Below are 15,054 nucleotides of genomic sequence, written 5' to 3' on the forward strand. Positions count from 1 at the left end.
AACAACTAATTGTAATTAACCTTCCCATAGTTATATATTGTTTCATTATCTCCATTATTAAGAGAATAAATCGCTGAAAAAGTCTCCTAGTGCATCACCCGCATCACTCACTGCATCGCTAGCATCACTAACTAAGTCTCCATCTAAACTTTCTTCAGCCAAATCATCTAGAGCTTCAAATGCGCCATCAGATACATCAGCTAGGTCATCCACTAGATCATTAACCTCTAATCCTACATCAGCCACGATATCATCAGCGGCAACCGCCATGTCGTTCAATGCTTCAAAGGGAGTCGCAACCAATCCATCTAAAGTCTCTGATGCATTATCAGCCATAGCACTTAACTCAGCTGTTGCCTCATCCAAAGTATCTTCTAAAGAAGCAAGCGGTGCCGAATTATCATCACGCAACATATCTCTAACTACACCGCTCGTCACGCCACCAACAACACCAGCTACAGCAGCTTGTCCCCAATTAGAACCAGTTCCAGTTGCCCCCGTATTAGCCGCTGCATGGCCTACTGTACCAGGTACACCATTAGTGCCTGTAGGCATAGAGACACCACCTAACTTACCAGTGCCACCAAAGGAGTTAATAGCTCCACTATGATGGGCGCTACTTCCTTCTACTTGCTTAAGCGCTTGCTGTAATTGATCAATTGATTCATATAAATGAGCCAATGATAACAGTAAAGACGCCTTTGCTCCTGGATTCGCCACTTGCTGTAAAGAAGCCATGGCCTGTTTATAATCTGGCATAGCTACATTGTTAAGTAATATTTCCTCTGCTCTCGCCAGTTCATTGGAAGCCACTGTTGTTGGATTACGCTTTAATTGAGCTGGCTGTCCAACTTGATTTGATGATATATTACCACCTGGTAAGGTAGCTCCTGCCAATTGAACATCTTGTAATGGTGTAGTACCCATCGCATCTGGTGCTGGCTGTGCGCCTTGCTCTGCCAAAGGCCTCGTAGCGCTTGGCCCTGTAACACGCGCTGCAGGACTTACTTGGGCGCCACCTTGCCCAGCTCCTACTACTTGACCGCCCTGTACAGATTGGCTAGCTACTCCTTGAGGCCCAGTTTGTACATTGACATTGGCTGCAGCAACACGTTTCCCACAACCGGTACAAAATACAGAGCCTACCTTTATAGCCGTTCCACAAGAAGTACAAAACTTCGGTGTCCTATTCATTTCATCACCCTAATCCTTTCCATGCAATCGACCTAACTAAACATATACTTTATTTTAAATTCATTTTATCTTTATATTTTAATTGTAATAGAGATTTAAATATTTTTCTACACATAACACGTATATTATTGACACAAATAGGCCTACTTTTTTCTCAACTCATCATATAGACGATATAGTCATTTTCATTTATACTATTATTAACAAGTATTTCTTCATCTATTTTTTATTTTCAAAGATTGTTTCTTTCATCTATGTACCAAACAATCTAACTGCGAAAGAAGGGATTTTATGTTCTCATTGACTCAATTGCAACATCAAAGAAAATGGCGTATGCTCCTTTGTGTAACGCTCCTTTTACTCATGACGGCCCTCATTGCCGGCTGTGGCAATGATAAATATGTAGATATCGTCAGAGAAGGAAATTTTTATAGCCACCCTAATATAAAAATTGGTAAAGCCTTTGACCAGTTCTTTGAGGATAGCAAGTGGAAATCCTTTACTAGCGATGATGGCCGTAAAGTTGTTGAGTTTACAGGCAAATGTCTCGTACTCAATCAAAAGTCTAAAGTAAAAATTCAATTTATTGTTAAAAAAGACGAAACCTTCGAAGTAAACTATGCCGACATCAACGGAGAGCCTATGTTAGAAATCGTATATAGCGCCCTCATTGATAAAGTTATGGATAACTACGAAAAATAAATATCTAAAACAAAAAGCCACTGAATTTTCCAGTGGCTTTTTCTCTATGTGAATCTAGGTGATACGCTCATATGCGCCACAACTCATCTGCTCCCCACGTCACTACACCAGGAGCCTGAATAATAGATGCTTTTACCATAGCATCTGCCACAACCTCCGTAGGCATAGGCTTGAATTTCGTAAATATACCAAACTCACTGAGCTTATTTAACAGTTTAACTGATAGCCCTTCGCTCCATCTTTTTTCCTTTGCCTTCCGGATTAAAGACGGTGGCTGTACAATAGTTGTCTTTGTAAAATTCAATTGCTTAATGGCCTCTTCTAATTGCCCTTTCATGCGTAAATAAAAGAAGGATGAGCCTGAATCAGCACCTACCGATGATACTAAAATATAATGGGTAACGCCCTGCTGCTTAGCCATTTGTGCTACTTGAAACTGATAGGCATAATCGACCTTCCATTGTAATTCTTTGCTGCCGGCCGCTTTACGTGTTGTGCCTAAACAAGAAAATAACACATCGCCAGTTAATAAATGCCCCCATTCACTGATACGATCAAAATTTACCAAATGAGTCACTAACTTCTTATGGCTAATGCCTAGACTTTTTCTCACAAATATAACCACTTCTTCATAGCGGTCATCTTGTAATAGCAAATTAAGTACATCACGCCCAGTTGCACCACTAGCACCTAAAATAAGCGCCTTCATATCATACACCTCTCTTTAAAATCAATTTATTTCTATTAGCATACATTACAATAATTCGATATAGGGGAGCAAAACTCCTACATAAAGAGAATTTTCCCCTAATAACTTTTCTTTTATCTCCGACAAACCTGTCTTCAAATACAACAAAATTTAACAGCACTGACTCTATTAGGCGACTCAATGAGCATCAGCTTTAAACTAATTGCCCTCTACCTAGCAAAACAAGCGACAAAACAAGCAGCAAAAACTAAATAATAAAAACAAGCTACTTTTCAAAACACTGAAAAGTAGCTTATATACATGGCGGAGAGGGTGGGATTCGAACCCACGGCCCCTTGCGGAGTCACTGGTTTTCAAGACCAGCTCCTTAAACCACTCGGACACCTCTCCATATTAAATTGTACTATAATATAATACTCTTTTTTTTCTAACAAATCAAGATGTATTCCTAAATTTTGCATACACTATCTCTGCCTAATTTAGCCTATACTATCTTTTCCTCATCTTACCTATGCTATCTCCACCTGATTTTGCATATACTATTTCTATCTCATATTATATATTACTATCTCCATTCATTTTCCTCATGTAATATTCATAATCACCTTCCCCTAAGCAAATCCTTTATGTTATGATTTTACTATATAGTTAATTCTTTTTATCAGTTTTGAGGAGGTCATTTATAATGAAACGCTTTTTTATATTATGTATCCTAGGAACCTTTTTATTTTCAGCCCTCCCAGTCCCCAGTGAAGCCGCTTCATTTTCACAAATTGTAGTAAAAAAACTATTCAATGCCTTTACCAATGAATACAAGGAAAATACAAAAAAGACAAATGACACCACTAAAACCGATAAAGCACGCAGTTCCTCCAGTCAAACAGACTCAGATGTACATGATTCAACCCAATGGGTCTCTATAGATTCAACGAACTCATACTTAAAAGACTGGTATATCAGTACAGGAGATATTAAAGAACATAATGATCCAAATGCTATGCCCGTACGCGTCAAAAACATTGATAATAAAAAGGGAACCTATAGCATTAAATATATATTAGCCTTTAAAGACGCTGATTATCTTCGGGTTGAAAAAACAGAAACCTATAATTTAAAATCTGGTCAACTATTAACTACCTCTCCGGCCTATACAGACCGTCTAAATTCGTTCAATGGACCACTCGTAAAAAAAGTATTTGAATTGCAAGAAATCGCTGCACAAGAAGTAGAAGCTGCTGAAAAAGAAGCACAAGAAGCTAAAGAAAATTCCATTATCTATACCTCGATTATAGGCGCTACTCTATCCCTTATCATTGGCGGTGTAGTAGGTGCATTCATAGGCCGGCGCAAAGCTAAAAAATCAGTATTACCACTTTTCATTTTATTCTTGCTAGCCAATCCTATTGTACATGCCGAAGAGTGGGTGAAAGTCCCTACCTATGAAAGCCATATCAATATGTACATTGATGCCGATGATATAAGAAAATCCTCTAACAACAAGGCTATTGAAGCGGCTGTTAAAATTGAGTATCCGAAAACTCCAGGCCGTTTCTATATGCAAAATGTGCTCTTTTTGCCAAATAATCTCTATTTAGGCGTAAATAATACAACCTCTACCAATACAATCACTAATGAAACGAAAAAGCTTTATAAAGCAGGTGGTTTTGATGGAAATAAAGAATTTATCTACGCTGATCTTCATAAAGAGGCGTGGCGCATTCGCCATGAAATAGATATGGCTAAAGCAGAAGAAGCAGCCGAGGAAAGACAAGCAGAAATACAAAAAAATATCTATCGTCTTCTCGGAATCAGTCTTGTATCCTTACTTATTGGTGGCGGAATCGGCTATAGCATAACAAGTCGCCGTAAAAAAGTACAACAATAAACACCAAAAATCAAATGGCACTATACTCTAGATACAGGAGTATAGTGCCATTTTTTTACTAATGCCTAAATTAATATCTAAATACAGTCAATTATAAATTAATTTCGTAATTTAACCATTCTGTATTTTCTTCAGCGCCAATGCCTTTGTAGAACTTCTTACCTGCTTCATTCCAATCAGCCACAGTCCATTTAATTTGTGTACAGCCTTGCGCCTTAGCTTCCTCTTTAAGGGCCGCCATTAGTTTTGTCCCTAAAGACTGGCCGCGATACGCTTCATCTACATAAAGTTCTTTCATATAAATAGCTGGTTTGTTTTGTGCCGTATACATCAAATAATAATACACCAACATGCCAGCTATTTTACCATCCACTTCAGCAACTAAACAGTAAAATAGAGGCTCATCTGTGTCTAATCCTTTTTCTAACACAATCTCTGGAGTAATATTAAAGCTGTTAATGTATTTCTCAAATACAGCCAAGCCCTTCATTAACTCATATACTTCTGCCACATCTTCTTTTCTTGCTTTTCTAATAATAGCCATCATATTACCTCATTTCTTAATATATTTATATTTCAAAAAAATATACAAATCTATAACTCAATAGCAGGTTCAGCTTGAGTTACTATATATTTATTTACCTTAGCCTGTAAAGTAGTGCTAGCTTTTTCTACAATAAAATCAAGTGCCTCCTGCAAAGCAGCTTCACGACTCGGATCGACAAGCTCAATCACCAAGAATGCATTTTTTGTATTTGGCGTAATCATAGTACGAGCCCCATCGCGCCAATTGAAGCAGCGACATACCGCACCGGCGTCATCCTTATAGCACAACTCATTCGGCAATGTTGGATTATTTTCTTCTTCCCCAATTAGGTAAAATTCATCGCCCCCTTCAGTGATTGTCAATCGTAAATCACCTACAAAGGTATCCATATCTTCTGCCCCACAAGGAAGCGCATAGCGTAAGCTAGCTGCATTGTAAATATCTACTAAAGGATTAATGCTGCCTACGGCCTTCTCCCCCTGGGAGCGTTTCAATAAGTTTTCAATGCTAGAGCGCACACCTTTTTTAGTCTTAAACTTTTTATACGCATCGCGATACACCTTAATGACCGCATTATCGCTGAATACAGGTTCAGTTAAATAGGCCGCGGCCATCTCATTACTTTCTTTTAATAAGCTTTCAAACTCTGGCAATTGCTCCTGAATATTGTTAAAATCTTTCAAGGTAACAACGCCGATTTTTGCATCAGGAAATAATTCCCAAAATGATGGATCAACAATAAATTGGCTCATAATAACACCTCCACAATCACTCGTGCAATATGCATTCCTACGAATAGTATTAACTATTCAATAGACTACTACCACACACTATGTTAGGTTACCAATGTCCTCACTAGTTATATAATCCTCTAGCCATCTACTAGGTCTCCTTTTACAAAAAAAGCACACCTTACATATCTTCTAAGACCTAATGATATGCATGGCATGCTTTCGCACACTACCCGGTGGCAGTATTTCATATTAGATTGTACAAATAAAATACACTTTGTAAATTATCAAACATAAATTAATACAACATGAAGTACATACTCAATAACTCAGCTTTATACTCAATTAACGATGACTACATATTCTATTAGCTTATAAGAAATCATTTTTCCATAATAATATACTTGCAATGCAAGTAACTAACACAGCTATGCCAATGACAATCTCAAAGCCACCGCCTCCAGTCCAATCTTGGAATGGCACCGGTACATTGACCCCCCATAAACTAAATATTACAGTAGGTACAGCTAAAATAATCGTCATAGAAGCCAACAATTTCATAACCATATTTAAGTTATTAGAAATGATGGAAGTAAAGGCATTCATCATATTCATTAAAATATTGGAATACATTTCAACCATTTCAATGGCCTGCTTATTTTCAATGATTACATCTTCTAGCAAATCTTCGTCTTCATCGTACATCTTGAGCAAATGACGCACATCTTCATGGCGGCGAATACGCAAAATACGCTCCATCACCGTTCCATTAGTTTTAAGTGCAGATGTAAAATACGTCATAGACTTCTGCAATTCTAACAATTGGAAGAAATCCTTATTTTTAGTAGTATGACGCAATTGAATTTCAATATCATCACTACGGCGATTGATTTGTTGCAAATAACGTAAAAACAAAGTGGCTGTGCGATACATAATTTGAAATAAGAAACGAGTTTTCTTATATGTATAAAATGTGGCCACTTGATTATTTAAAAATGGATATAAAATTTCAGTTTCTTCTAAGCATACAGTAATAAAGAAATCGGGTGATAAGAAAATCCCCAATGGAACTGTATCATAGCTATCGCTGCCACGCAAAGCTGGAATATTGATTACTACAAAAATATAGTTTTCTTCAATTTCCACGTGAGAACGTTCTTCCGTATCCAGGGCTGTTTTGAGCACATCCGTAGGGATTTCCGTCATAATATTGACAAGTGCTAGCTCATCGGGGTCAGGATTCACCAAGTTAATCCACGAGCCCTTTGTTGCATCCGCTACTGTTGTATCTGATAAAAGCTCGCCGTCTTCATGTTTGTATACCGTGAGCATACGCCACCTCCCATTCAATTTATCTTATACTTCATCATAAACAACAATGATAAGGTTCGTCAAGAGTTGAAACTAGGGATTTTTCAAAAAGAAAATATCCTGCTCTTATGTAATTTACTCCGTGTAAATTTGTCATATAGAGCAGGACTTTTTCTCAAAATTTATACTATTTTATAGAATCTTAATTTAGTTTTATTTTAATCTATATTTATATTAATCTATTTTTACAAAATTCACATTATTTTTTATACAAAATGCGAATGGCATTTAAAATACAGATAATGGATACACCAGTATCAGCAAATACAGCTAACCACATATTAGCATAGCCAAGAATACCGATAATCATGACCAAGATTTTTACACCAAGGGCGATAATTACATTTTGCCACGCTATACTTAAAGTGCTCTTAGCAATGCTTAAGGATCTAACAACAGACTCCATACTTGGACTCATATACACTACATCCGCCGCTTCAATAGCCGCATCAGCACCGCTACCCATGGCACCCCCTACATCGGCCCCTGCTAATACAGGGGCATCATTGATGCCGTCACCTACAAACATAGTAGGCCCATAGGCTGTACGCAATTCTTGCATAACTGCTAACTTATCTACAGGCAAAAGATCGGCTCGTACATCATCAATACCTGCTTCAGAAGCCATGTATAAAGCACCTGCTTTTCCATCGCCAGTGAGCATTACTGTTTTTAATCCTCTATTCTTTAAAGCAGTAACAGCAGTTTTAGTATCCTCTTTTAGACTATCAGAAATTAAGATAGTGCCCACATATTCTGCGTCAATAGCTACTAATACTTCGCTGCCATAAGAAGGTGCTTCAGGCAACGCCCCCTGCACACCAAGTTCAGACATTAAGCGACGATTCCCTACAGCCACAGATTTTCCAGCTACTACACCAGTCATACCACGACCAGATAGCTCCTTTAAGTCCATAGCTTTTTCAAAATTTAATCCCCGTCGACTTGCTTCATTGACGATACTAACCGCTACAGGATGAGTTGATTGCGACTCTAGACTTGCAGCCATTTTCAATACATAATTGTCTGCTCCTTCAAGGCTATCCTCTAGGTCTTTTACTTGGTCCGCCAATTTCACTTCACGAACTGCAAATACCCCTGTAGTCAATGTGCCCGTCTTATCCATAGCAATCGCCTTAATATGACTCATAGCCTCTATGGACAAACCACCTTTAAATAAAATGCCATGACGCGAGCCCTTACCAATCCCTGCAAAGAAAGCAAGTGGTACGCTCAATACTAATGCACAAGGGCAACTGATTACAAGAAAGGTTAAGGCTGTATAAATCCAATGATTCCAGTCCCCTGTGATTAAGGACGGAACGATAGCCACCAAGACAGCCGCTGCCACTACGATAGGCGTATAAATACGAGCAAAGCGCGTAATGAAGCGATCCAATTTAGGTTTAGTAGCCGCCGCATTTTCTACTGCTTCTAAAATCCGCGTTACCATGGAGTCTTTCAAGGCTTTGTCGACCCGCATCACTAAACGGCCACTTTCATTAATACAACCAGATAATACTTCATCACCTGGCTTTACTTGAATTGGTACTGGCTCGCCAGTTACCGGTGCTGTATCAATTCGAGTAGTTCCTTCTAATACTGTGCCATCTAGAGGAATACGCTCCCCTGCCAACACTTCCATAGACTGTCCTACTGCCACTTCTTTCGGATCCACTAAAGTTACATTTCCATCAGCATTGACTAAGCGCACTTGTTCTGGTCTCATATCAATGGCTTCCATAATCGCAGAGCGACTGCGCGCCGTTGCTTTCTCTTCAAAAAATTCGCCAATTCTAAAGAAGAGCATAACCCCTACAGCTTCTGGCGCTTCACCAATAATCAAGGCCCCTAATGTGGCCACACTCATGAGGAAGTTTTCGTCAAATACTTGGCCAGACCCGATATTCTTAATGGCACTCCATAATACATGCCAGCCTAAATATAAGTAAGTAATAACAAGCATAGCTAACTCAATATGAGACGGAATACCATCCACTAAAACATCAATGAGCATAACAATGGCACCAATAAGGATAGCTATAATATCGTTACGACTACTTTCATGATGATGGTGGTGGGACTCACCTTTATTGGGCCGTTCATACATCTCTACAGCCACACCATCTTCAATGGAGTCGCAAATCGCTTGAATATCTTTGATAAGCACTGCATTATCCATTTGTGATGACGTAATCCTGAGCTGCTGCGTCCCAATCGAAAACGACGCGGCTTTCACCGTATCCATTGTTTTTATTTTATCTTCAATTTTTGCTGCGCAATTGGCACAAGTCAAATTCTTTAATAGAAGCACCCGTTCCATATTATAGTCCCTTCTTTACAATATACTATATACAAATCCTCATAACTTCGCTTCTCTAATGCGCACTTGCACACTTTCATTTACTCTTTGTTAAACTACTATCACTAATCTACATATTGCTACTTAGCAAATATACTACACATTCATCGGAATAACATATGAACAACTGTTCATATGTTTCTTTATATATATTATAAAATGACTGGAAAGATAAAGTCAATATGGGGGTAGGGGAATAAAAAAGGAACTGTAATAGATTAAATGTATCTATTACAGTTCACTTCATAAAATTAATATTTAGCAATAATTTAGCAGTACTATGCTCTCATCTTTTTTATATTATTTATATATCTATAAATAGTCGGTTCAGAAACCCCTAACTTAGATGCAGTTGCACTAATGCCACCTTTTAAAAGGAATAACCCATTATCATATAATTGAGTCACAACTTCCATACGTTCTACTTGAGATAATCTATTGGCTTCAACATTATATGGCAATAATTGCTTTTCAATAATGTTTTCAATCAAATCGTCTGCTGTATGGAAGAAGCTTTCAGAGATATCTGACAAAGAAATATGCTCATCGTTAGTTTCTTCTACTTCCTCAGCAGCATTAGTAGCATTACTGATTCCTTGTTTCAGTACATCTGTAATTTCTGGTATATTAACAGGTCCCTTTACAGGTAATTCCAAATCCTTCATAGCCGCATTAATAAAAAACAATTTATCAATAGTCTCACGTGCTTCAATATATGGACTCAAATCATAATTAATACATAAAACTCCAATAGGCTTTTTTTCACTATCATGTATAAAAAATGAGGAGCAACGTAATTTATGACCCTTATAGCTTTTCGCCATATAATTAGTAATATAATTAACTTTCTTTTCACTGCGCAGTTGCATCAATTTTAAGACAAAATCTGTTGCAGGACCACCAATATGTCTTCCACTAATCTCACTATTTGCAATAGCAATAATAGAGTTTTCTAGATTTGTTATATCATGCAATACTATTTCACAATTTTTCCCCAACACTTCGCCTAAAAAAGGTACTAGTAACTCATATTTTTTTAAAATACTCATAATTCTACTCTTTCTATAAAGGCATAACGCCTTTAATTTAATTGCTCTCAAACAACACACTTCATACACATTATATGTGTTTCTCATTTTCCTTAATTTTAGCCAACATAACTGATGCTATAAATAATACAATTCCTGATCCCAAAACAACTGGTGACAAGAATTCATCAAATATAACAAATCCCCAAAACGCATGAAAAAACACTGATATATACTGCATAAATTGTGCAACAACAGCATTAGTTACAATAAATGCACCAGTCATAAAGAACTGTGCAACTACTGAAATTAGACCTATGATTATGATATAAAGCCATTGTGTCTCATTTGGTACGACAAAATCATTTATCATAAACGCCGCCCCAACTATTGTACTTGTAATCAAAAAATACGCCATAATCTCATATGTACTATGCTTATTGTTTAAACTAATTTTTCTAATCGTTGTATAAGCTGCTGCCGAAAAAGCCGCCCCACCTATTGCAAATAATGCATATATAGAAAAAGAAGAATATGTCCATGGATTTACCATAAAAATTACAGCTACTAATATTACAAACAGCCATTTTGCCGAGCCTTTAGGTAACTTCTCTTTCAATACAAGCGTACTAAATATGAATACAAAAATCCCCGATAATTGAAATAATATAGAGGCATCAGCTAACTTCATTTTAGCCAAAGCCAGAAAATTACATAAAGTACCTAGACCACCTAAGACGCCTCGTACAAAAAGTAGCCCTTTATCTTCACTCGAGAATGATATATTCTTTATCCCCATATAGATTAATACAGATACAGTGCCTATTAATCCTCTAAAAAAATTTATCTCTGCTGAAGGCATTCCTTGTCCTAAAAGCTTTACGAATACATTCATTATACTAAAACATAACGCAGAACTCATAGAAAATATAAAAGCCTGCTTCATACATCTCACCCTTTTACACTTCACATCCAAAAGAAAAAGTAAATTAAAACATTTTTAATTGTTTCAATTTACTTTTATAGACTTCTATTAATAGCTTCTATTAAATTATAAGAGTTTATCACTTGTTTGGCAACATTCATAAAAATTTTTTAAGTCAATAATGCTATGATATTTTCTCTTTAGAAGTCTTCCAAATTGAAACCATTATTACTAAAGCTGTACAAAATAGTTTTACGATAATCTCATGACCAGCTATAAACTCTTTAATAAGATTATCTTCTACAATCATACCACCAGCTACCCATCCCAGTAAGGACCCACCTAAAGTCAAAATTATTGGATATTTGCCAATAATTTTTGCAAAAAATGCAGAGCTATAGACTATAATAGGTACTGTAATCAAAATCCCTGCCACAACTAATGTATAATTGCCATTTGCAGTGGCAACAACAGCAATTACATTATCAATACTCATCATGGCATCTGCTAAAATAATTGTTATAATCGCCTCTTTAAGCGAACTCTTCGCTTCAACCTCAGTATCCTCATCATTTGCTAATACTAATTTTAGAGCAATCCACAGCAGTACAACACCTGCAATAAGATGTAAAGCAGGAATAATATGAAGTGCTTCAACTAAAAAGAATGCCATTATAAGCCGAAGTAAAATAGCTCCAGCTGTTCCAAACATAATAACCTTTTTTTGCGAGTCAGCTTCTAATTTACTTGCTGCCATACCAATAACTACAGCATTATCTCCAGCTAATATAATATCTACCATAATTATCTGCAAAATAATTATCCAAGTATTTAATTCCCCAAAATTTATCTCCATATACCAAAATCCTCATTCTTACTTATTTATATAATTATATGCATACATAGTATATAATAATGATCCTTGAATAAAAACAGACTCATCAATATTAAATCGCCCAGTATGATGATTGTGATGGGTCTCTGGATTTTTACTTCTAGCGCCTAAAAAAGCAAATACTCCCGGTACTCCAGACTCATGAAGATAATAAGCGAAATCTTCACTTCCAGTCTTTTTCCCAGTTTTATCAATTCTCAATCCTTCATCTACTTTAGCAATTGTATCATAAAATATATCTGTACTGTGCCAACTATTAATTAATGGCGGCGTAGATGCTTTATAGGTAAATTCAACTTCACCTCTATACATTTTAGCAATACACTTTGCATAGCGTTCCAAAGCAGCTTGAATAAACGTTCTACATTCATCATTAAATGTCCTTACAGTACCTGTAATTCTAGCCACATCAGAAATAATATTTCGCGCCTCTCCAGCATTAAACGTACCAAAAGTAACAACAGCTGAATCGATAGGACTAATCTCGCGAGAAATGATTGACTGTGCATTCATTACAAAAGCACTTCCCATTAAGACTGAATCAATGCCTTCATTAGGTCTTGCACCATGGCCTTTTTGCCCACGAAACTCAATATCTATAGAATCACTTGCTGCCATCATTTCACCTGGTGGACAATATATAACGCCTTTAGGGACAGCACTATTAATATGAAGCCCCATAACACTATCTACGGCATCTAGCACACCTGCATCAATCATTTTTAGTGCCCCTTCACCAGTTTCCTCTCCCGGTTGAAAGACAAATCTAACAGATCCATTTAACTGATCCTTAATACTCCATAAGGCTTTACAAGCACCGAGTAACATCGCTGCATGTGCATCATGGCCACAAGCATGCATTACACCATCATTTTTTGATTTATACGAAATATTATTCTCCTCTTGAATGGGTAGTGCATCAATGTCGGCACGCAGTAGCACTTTAGGCCCCTTTTTTGAAGCATTAATATCAGCAATAATTCCAATATTATCAATAATTTTATATGGTATACCAATCGCATTTAATTCACTGGCTATTCTCTTTGTTGTTTCAAACTCCTTCATTGATAATTCTGGATTCTCATGAATAATCCGCCTTATAGCTATGATATTACATTCTTCTTTTTTTAATAAATTTTTTACATGCAATACTATCTCATCCATTTAGTTCCCCTTATATAAAAAGTAATCCACAGTTAAAGCTTTAATTATTTGGACGTGGACCAAATATTACATCATAAAACTTTTCACTGTGGATTCTTTAAATTTGTAATTATTAGAATGGTCCAATTTGAACAATTGCAGCTATAGCTACTAATATAGCAGCCCAAATACTATTTGTAATAAAAATTCGACCGGCAAACTTTAAGTACACACGATAATCAATATCTGCGATAGCAATCGCGCCTGATGTTAGTGGAGATGTTGGCATAATCATATTGCCTAAAGCACCACCAAGTACTACTGCAGCACAAACCGTCTGTTGTGTAATACCTGCTAAATCACCTATTGGAGATAAAATTGGCACTAAAACCGTTGCAGCCCCTGCATCAGAAATAATGAAGAAATTCGTAATATGTCCGATTAAATACATAAGCTCAGCAGTTAAAATCCCTGGAGCTCCATCAACAATTTGTACGGACCAATGAACGATTGTATCGACAATGCCTGCACTATCAAGAATTAAAGCAATCGCTTTAGCAAAACCTACAACAAGTACGCCACCAACTACACCTTGAGTCCCTTTAACAAACTGGCGGAAAATTTCGTTTGGCGAGTATCTCATGATAGCACCAACAACAAACAACATAATTAAGAATACGGCTGGAATTCCATTTTTAAAATCCCCACCAGACAATGCTGTATAAATTACATAACTCATACCAATTAATACAGTTAACAAAATCAGCTTTCTTCTACCATCAAATTCAGGCATTTCAATATGAGCATCAGCAGCTTTTTTCTCAGCGCGTAACTCTACATCTCGAATCCAACTATTTTCAGGGTTTTGTCTTAATTTTAAGGCATATTTTATTGTCCAAAATGATACCGATGCATTAAAACCTATAAAAGCTAATATACGTAACCACATACCAGAGAATACTGGCAAACCAACAAGCCCTTGAGCAACACCAACATTAAATGGATTGGTAATCCCACTCGCTAAACCTGCACCACCAGCACATACTGTGATAGCTATACCTACAATAGCATCTAACTTCATTGATCGAGCAATCATAACACCTAATGGTACAAAAGCTAGATATGCTTCTAAAGTCCCCATTAATGTAGGTACGATAGAGAATAAGAAAATAATAACAACCAAGAAATAAATATCTTTACCTTTACTTTTTCTAATTAAAGCATTTAGACCCGCTTGAATTGCCCCTGTGTTACTGATAACGCTATAAGCACCACCAACAATTAAAATCAAGAAACAAATCCATGCTGTTGAAATAAAGCCCTTAGGAACAGATCTAAATATATCCATAAACGTTGCTGGTTTGGAAGCTACAAATCTAAAGGAGTCTGGATCAACAACTGTTCTCCCACCAACTTTGAGCATTGTATATTCGCCACCAGGAATTATATACGTTAATGCTGCTGCTATAAGAATAAGAGCACTAATAATTACCAGGCCACTCGGAAACTCTCTTGCTTCGGCCTTTGCTTCTACTGCTTGACCTTTCTTTAAATCCATACTA

Annotated in this window: 13 protein-coding genes and 1 tRNA gene; 2 read left to right on the forward strand and 12 right to left on the reverse strand. The window is 36.8% G+C overall.

Translation table 11 applies throughout. The features are described from left to right. Nucleotides 1–57: 57 nt before the first annotated feature. Nucleotides 58–1,194 carry a zinc ribbon domain-containing protein gene (locus QZR90_RS00960; protein WP_295787770.1) on the reverse strand — a complete coding sequence of 379 codons (1,137 nt, stop codon included), beginning with the start codon at nucleotides 1,192–1,194 and terminating at the stop codon, nucleotides 58–60. Between the two features lie 291 nt (nucleotides 1,195–1,485). Here QZR90_RS00960 and QZR90_RS00965 point away from each other — a divergent pair, with 291 nt between their 5' ends. Continuing rightward, on the forward strand, nucleotides 1,486–1,896 hold the full coding sequence (locus tag QZR90_RS00965) for a hypothetical protein (protein WP_295787772.1): 411 nt from the start codon (nucleotides 1,486–1,488) through the stop codon (nucleotides 1,894–1,896). A 67-nt stretch (nucleotides 1,897–1,963) separates the two neighbouring features. Here QZR90_RS00965 and QZR90_RS00970 read toward each other — a convergent pair whose 3' ends face one another. Together QZR90_RS00970 and QZR90_RS00975 are read right to left on the reverse strand one after the other, a co-directional pair. Then, nucleotides 1,964–2,605 (reverse strand): NAD(P)H-binding protein, encoded by a 642-nt coding sequence (locus QZR90_RS00970; protein ID WP_295787774.1) that lies wholly within the window; start codon nucleotides 2,603–2,605, stop codon nucleotides 1,964–1,966. Between the two features lie 301 nt (nucleotides 2,606–2,906). Further along, nucleotides 2,907–2,995 (reverse strand) — tRNA-Ser (locus tag QZR90_RS00975). Nucleotides 2,996–3,290: 295 nt separating this feature from the next. On the opposite strand from QZR90_RS00975, the gene QZR90_RS00980 reads away from it, so the two are divergent. Beyond that, nucleotides 3,291–4,490, forward strand: coding sequence for a hypothetical protein (locus tag QZR90_RS00980; protein ID WP_295787776.1), 1,200 nt, complete (start codon nucleotides 3,291–3,293; stop codon nucleotides 4,488–4,490). Nucleotides 4,491–4,581: 91 nt separating this feature from the next. Here the strand turns inward: QZR90_RS00980 and QZR90_RS00985 are convergent, their stop codons facing one another. The 9 genes from QZR90_RS00985 to QZR90_RS01025 form a co-directional block, all read right to left on the reverse strand. After that, entirely contained in the window at nucleotides 4,582–5,034 is a 453-nt protein-coding gene (locus QZR90_RS00985; protein ID WP_295787777.1) for a GNAT family N-acetyltransferase, read from the reverse strand. 50 nt (nucleotides 5,035–5,084) lie between these two features. Further along, nucleotides 5,085–5,789 carry a B3/4 domain-containing protein gene (locus tag QZR90_RS00990; protein ID WP_295787779.1) on the reverse strand — a complete coding sequence of 235 codons (705 nt, stop codon included), beginning with the start codon at nucleotides 5,787–5,789 and terminating at the stop codon, nucleotides 5,085–5,087. Between the two features lie 351 nt (nucleotides 5,790–6,140). After that, nucleotides 6,141–7,100: a magnesium transporter CorA family protein gene (locus QZR90_RS00995; protein ID WP_295787780.1), complete on the reverse strand. Its 960-nt coding sequence runs from the start codon at nucleotides 7,098–7,100 to the stop codon at nucleotides 6,141–6,143. Between the two features lie 238 nt (nucleotides 7,101–7,338). After that, nucleotides 7,339–9,462, reverse strand: a complete 2,124-nt coding sequence (locus QZR90_RS01000; RefSeq protein ID WP_295787782.1) for a heavy metal translocating P-type ATPase — start codon at nucleotides 9,460–9,462, stop codon at nucleotides 7,339–7,341. A gap of 317 nt (nucleotides 9,463–9,779) precedes the next feature. Further along, a complete protein-coding gene (locus tag QZR90_RS01005) occupies nucleotides 9,780–10,550 on the reverse strand; it encodes a transcriptional regulator (RefSeq protein ID WP_295787784.1) in 771 nt (256 codons plus the stop codon). Nucleotides 10,551–10,620: 70 nt separating this feature from the next. Beyond that, nucleotides 10,621–11,475 carry a DMT family transporter gene (locus QZR90_RS01010; RefSeq protein ID WP_295787786.1) on the reverse strand — a complete coding sequence of 285 codons (855 nt, stop codon included), beginning with the start codon at nucleotides 11,473–11,475 and terminating at the stop codon, nucleotides 10,621–10,623. Nucleotides 11,476–11,638: 163 nt separating this feature from the next. Beyond that, the gene (locus QZR90_RS01015; protein ID WP_295787788.1) at nucleotides 11,639–12,310 is read right to left on the reverse strand and encodes a TerC family protein; all 672 of its coding nucleotides are present in this window, start codon (nucleotides 12,308–12,310) and stop codon (nucleotides 11,639–11,641) included. 18 nt (nucleotides 12,311–12,328) lie between these two features. Continuing rightward, nucleotides 12,329–13,513 (reverse strand): M20 family metallopeptidase, encoded by a 1,185-nt coding sequence (locus QZR90_RS01020; RefSeq protein ID WP_295787790.1) that lies wholly within the window; start codon nucleotides 13,511–13,513, stop codon nucleotides 12,329–12,331. Nucleotides 13,514–13,625: 112 nt separating this feature from the next. Beyond that, nucleotides 13,626–15,050: a YfcC family protein gene (locus QZR90_RS01025; RefSeq protein WP_295787792.1), complete on the reverse strand. Its 1,425-nt coding sequence runs from the start codon at nucleotides 15,048–15,050 to the stop codon at nucleotides 13,626–13,628. Between the last annotated feature and the right edge of the window lie 4 nt (nucleotides 15,051–15,054).

The sequence above is a fragment of the uncultured Veillonella sp. genome, from assembly GCF_900545795.1.
Classification (GTDB): Bacteria; Bacillota; Negativicutes; order Veillonellales; family Veillonellaceae; genus Veillonella_A.

Bases quoted from the DNA above. Each gene is read 5' to 3' on its own strand.
- QZR90_RS00960 (WP_295787770.1), bottom strand. From the start codon at position 1,194: ATGAATAGGACACCGAAGTTTTGTACTTCTTGTGGAACGGCTATAAAG.
- QZR90_RS00965 (WP_295787772.1), top strand. From the start codon at position 1,486: ATGTTCTCATTGACTCAATTGCAACATCAAAGAAAATGGCGTATGCTC.
- QZR90_RS00970 (WP_295787774.1), bottom strand. From the start codon at position 2,605: ATGAAGGCGCTTATTTTAGGTGCTAGTGGTGCAACTGGGCGTGATGTA.
- QZR90_RS00980 (WP_295787776.1), top strand. From the start codon at position 3,291: ATGAAACGCTTTTTTATATTATGTATCCTAGGAACCTTTTTATTTTCA.
- QZR90_RS00985 (WP_295787777.1), bottom strand. From the start codon at position 5,034: ATGGCTATTATTAGAAAAGCAAGAAAAGAAGATGTGGCAGAAGTATAT.
- QZR90_RS00990 (WP_295787779.1), bottom strand. From the start codon at position 5,789: ATGAGCCAATTTATTGTTGATCCATCATTTTGGGAATTATTTCCTGAT.
- QZR90_RS00995 (WP_295787780.1), bottom strand. From the start codon at position 7,100: ATGCTCACGGTATACAAACATGAAGACGGCGAGCTTTTATCAGATACA.
- QZR90_RS01000 (WP_295787782.1), bottom strand. From the start codon at position 9,462: ATGGAACGGGTGCTTCTATTAAAGAATTTGACTTGTGCCAATTGCGCA.
- QZR90_RS01005 (WP_295787784.1), bottom strand. From the start codon at position 10,550: ATGAGTATTTTAAAAAAATATGAGTTACTAGTACCTTTTTTAGGCGAA.
- QZR90_RS01010 (WP_295787786.1), bottom strand. From the start codon at position 11,475: ATGAAGCAGGCTTTTATATTTTCTATGAGTTCTGCGTTATGTTTTAGT.
- QZR90_RS01015 (WP_295787788.1), bottom strand. From the start codon at position 12,310: ATGGAGATAAATTTTGGGGAATTAAATACTTGGATAATTATTTTGCAG.
- QZR90_RS01020 (WP_295787790.1), bottom strand. From the start codon at position 13,513: ATGGATGAGATAGTATTGCATGTAAAAAATTTATTAAAAAAAGAAGAA.
- QZR90_RS01025 (WP_295787792.1), bottom strand. From the start codon at position 15,050: ATGGATTTAAAGAAAGGTCAAGCAGTAGAAGCAAAGGCCGAAGCAAGA.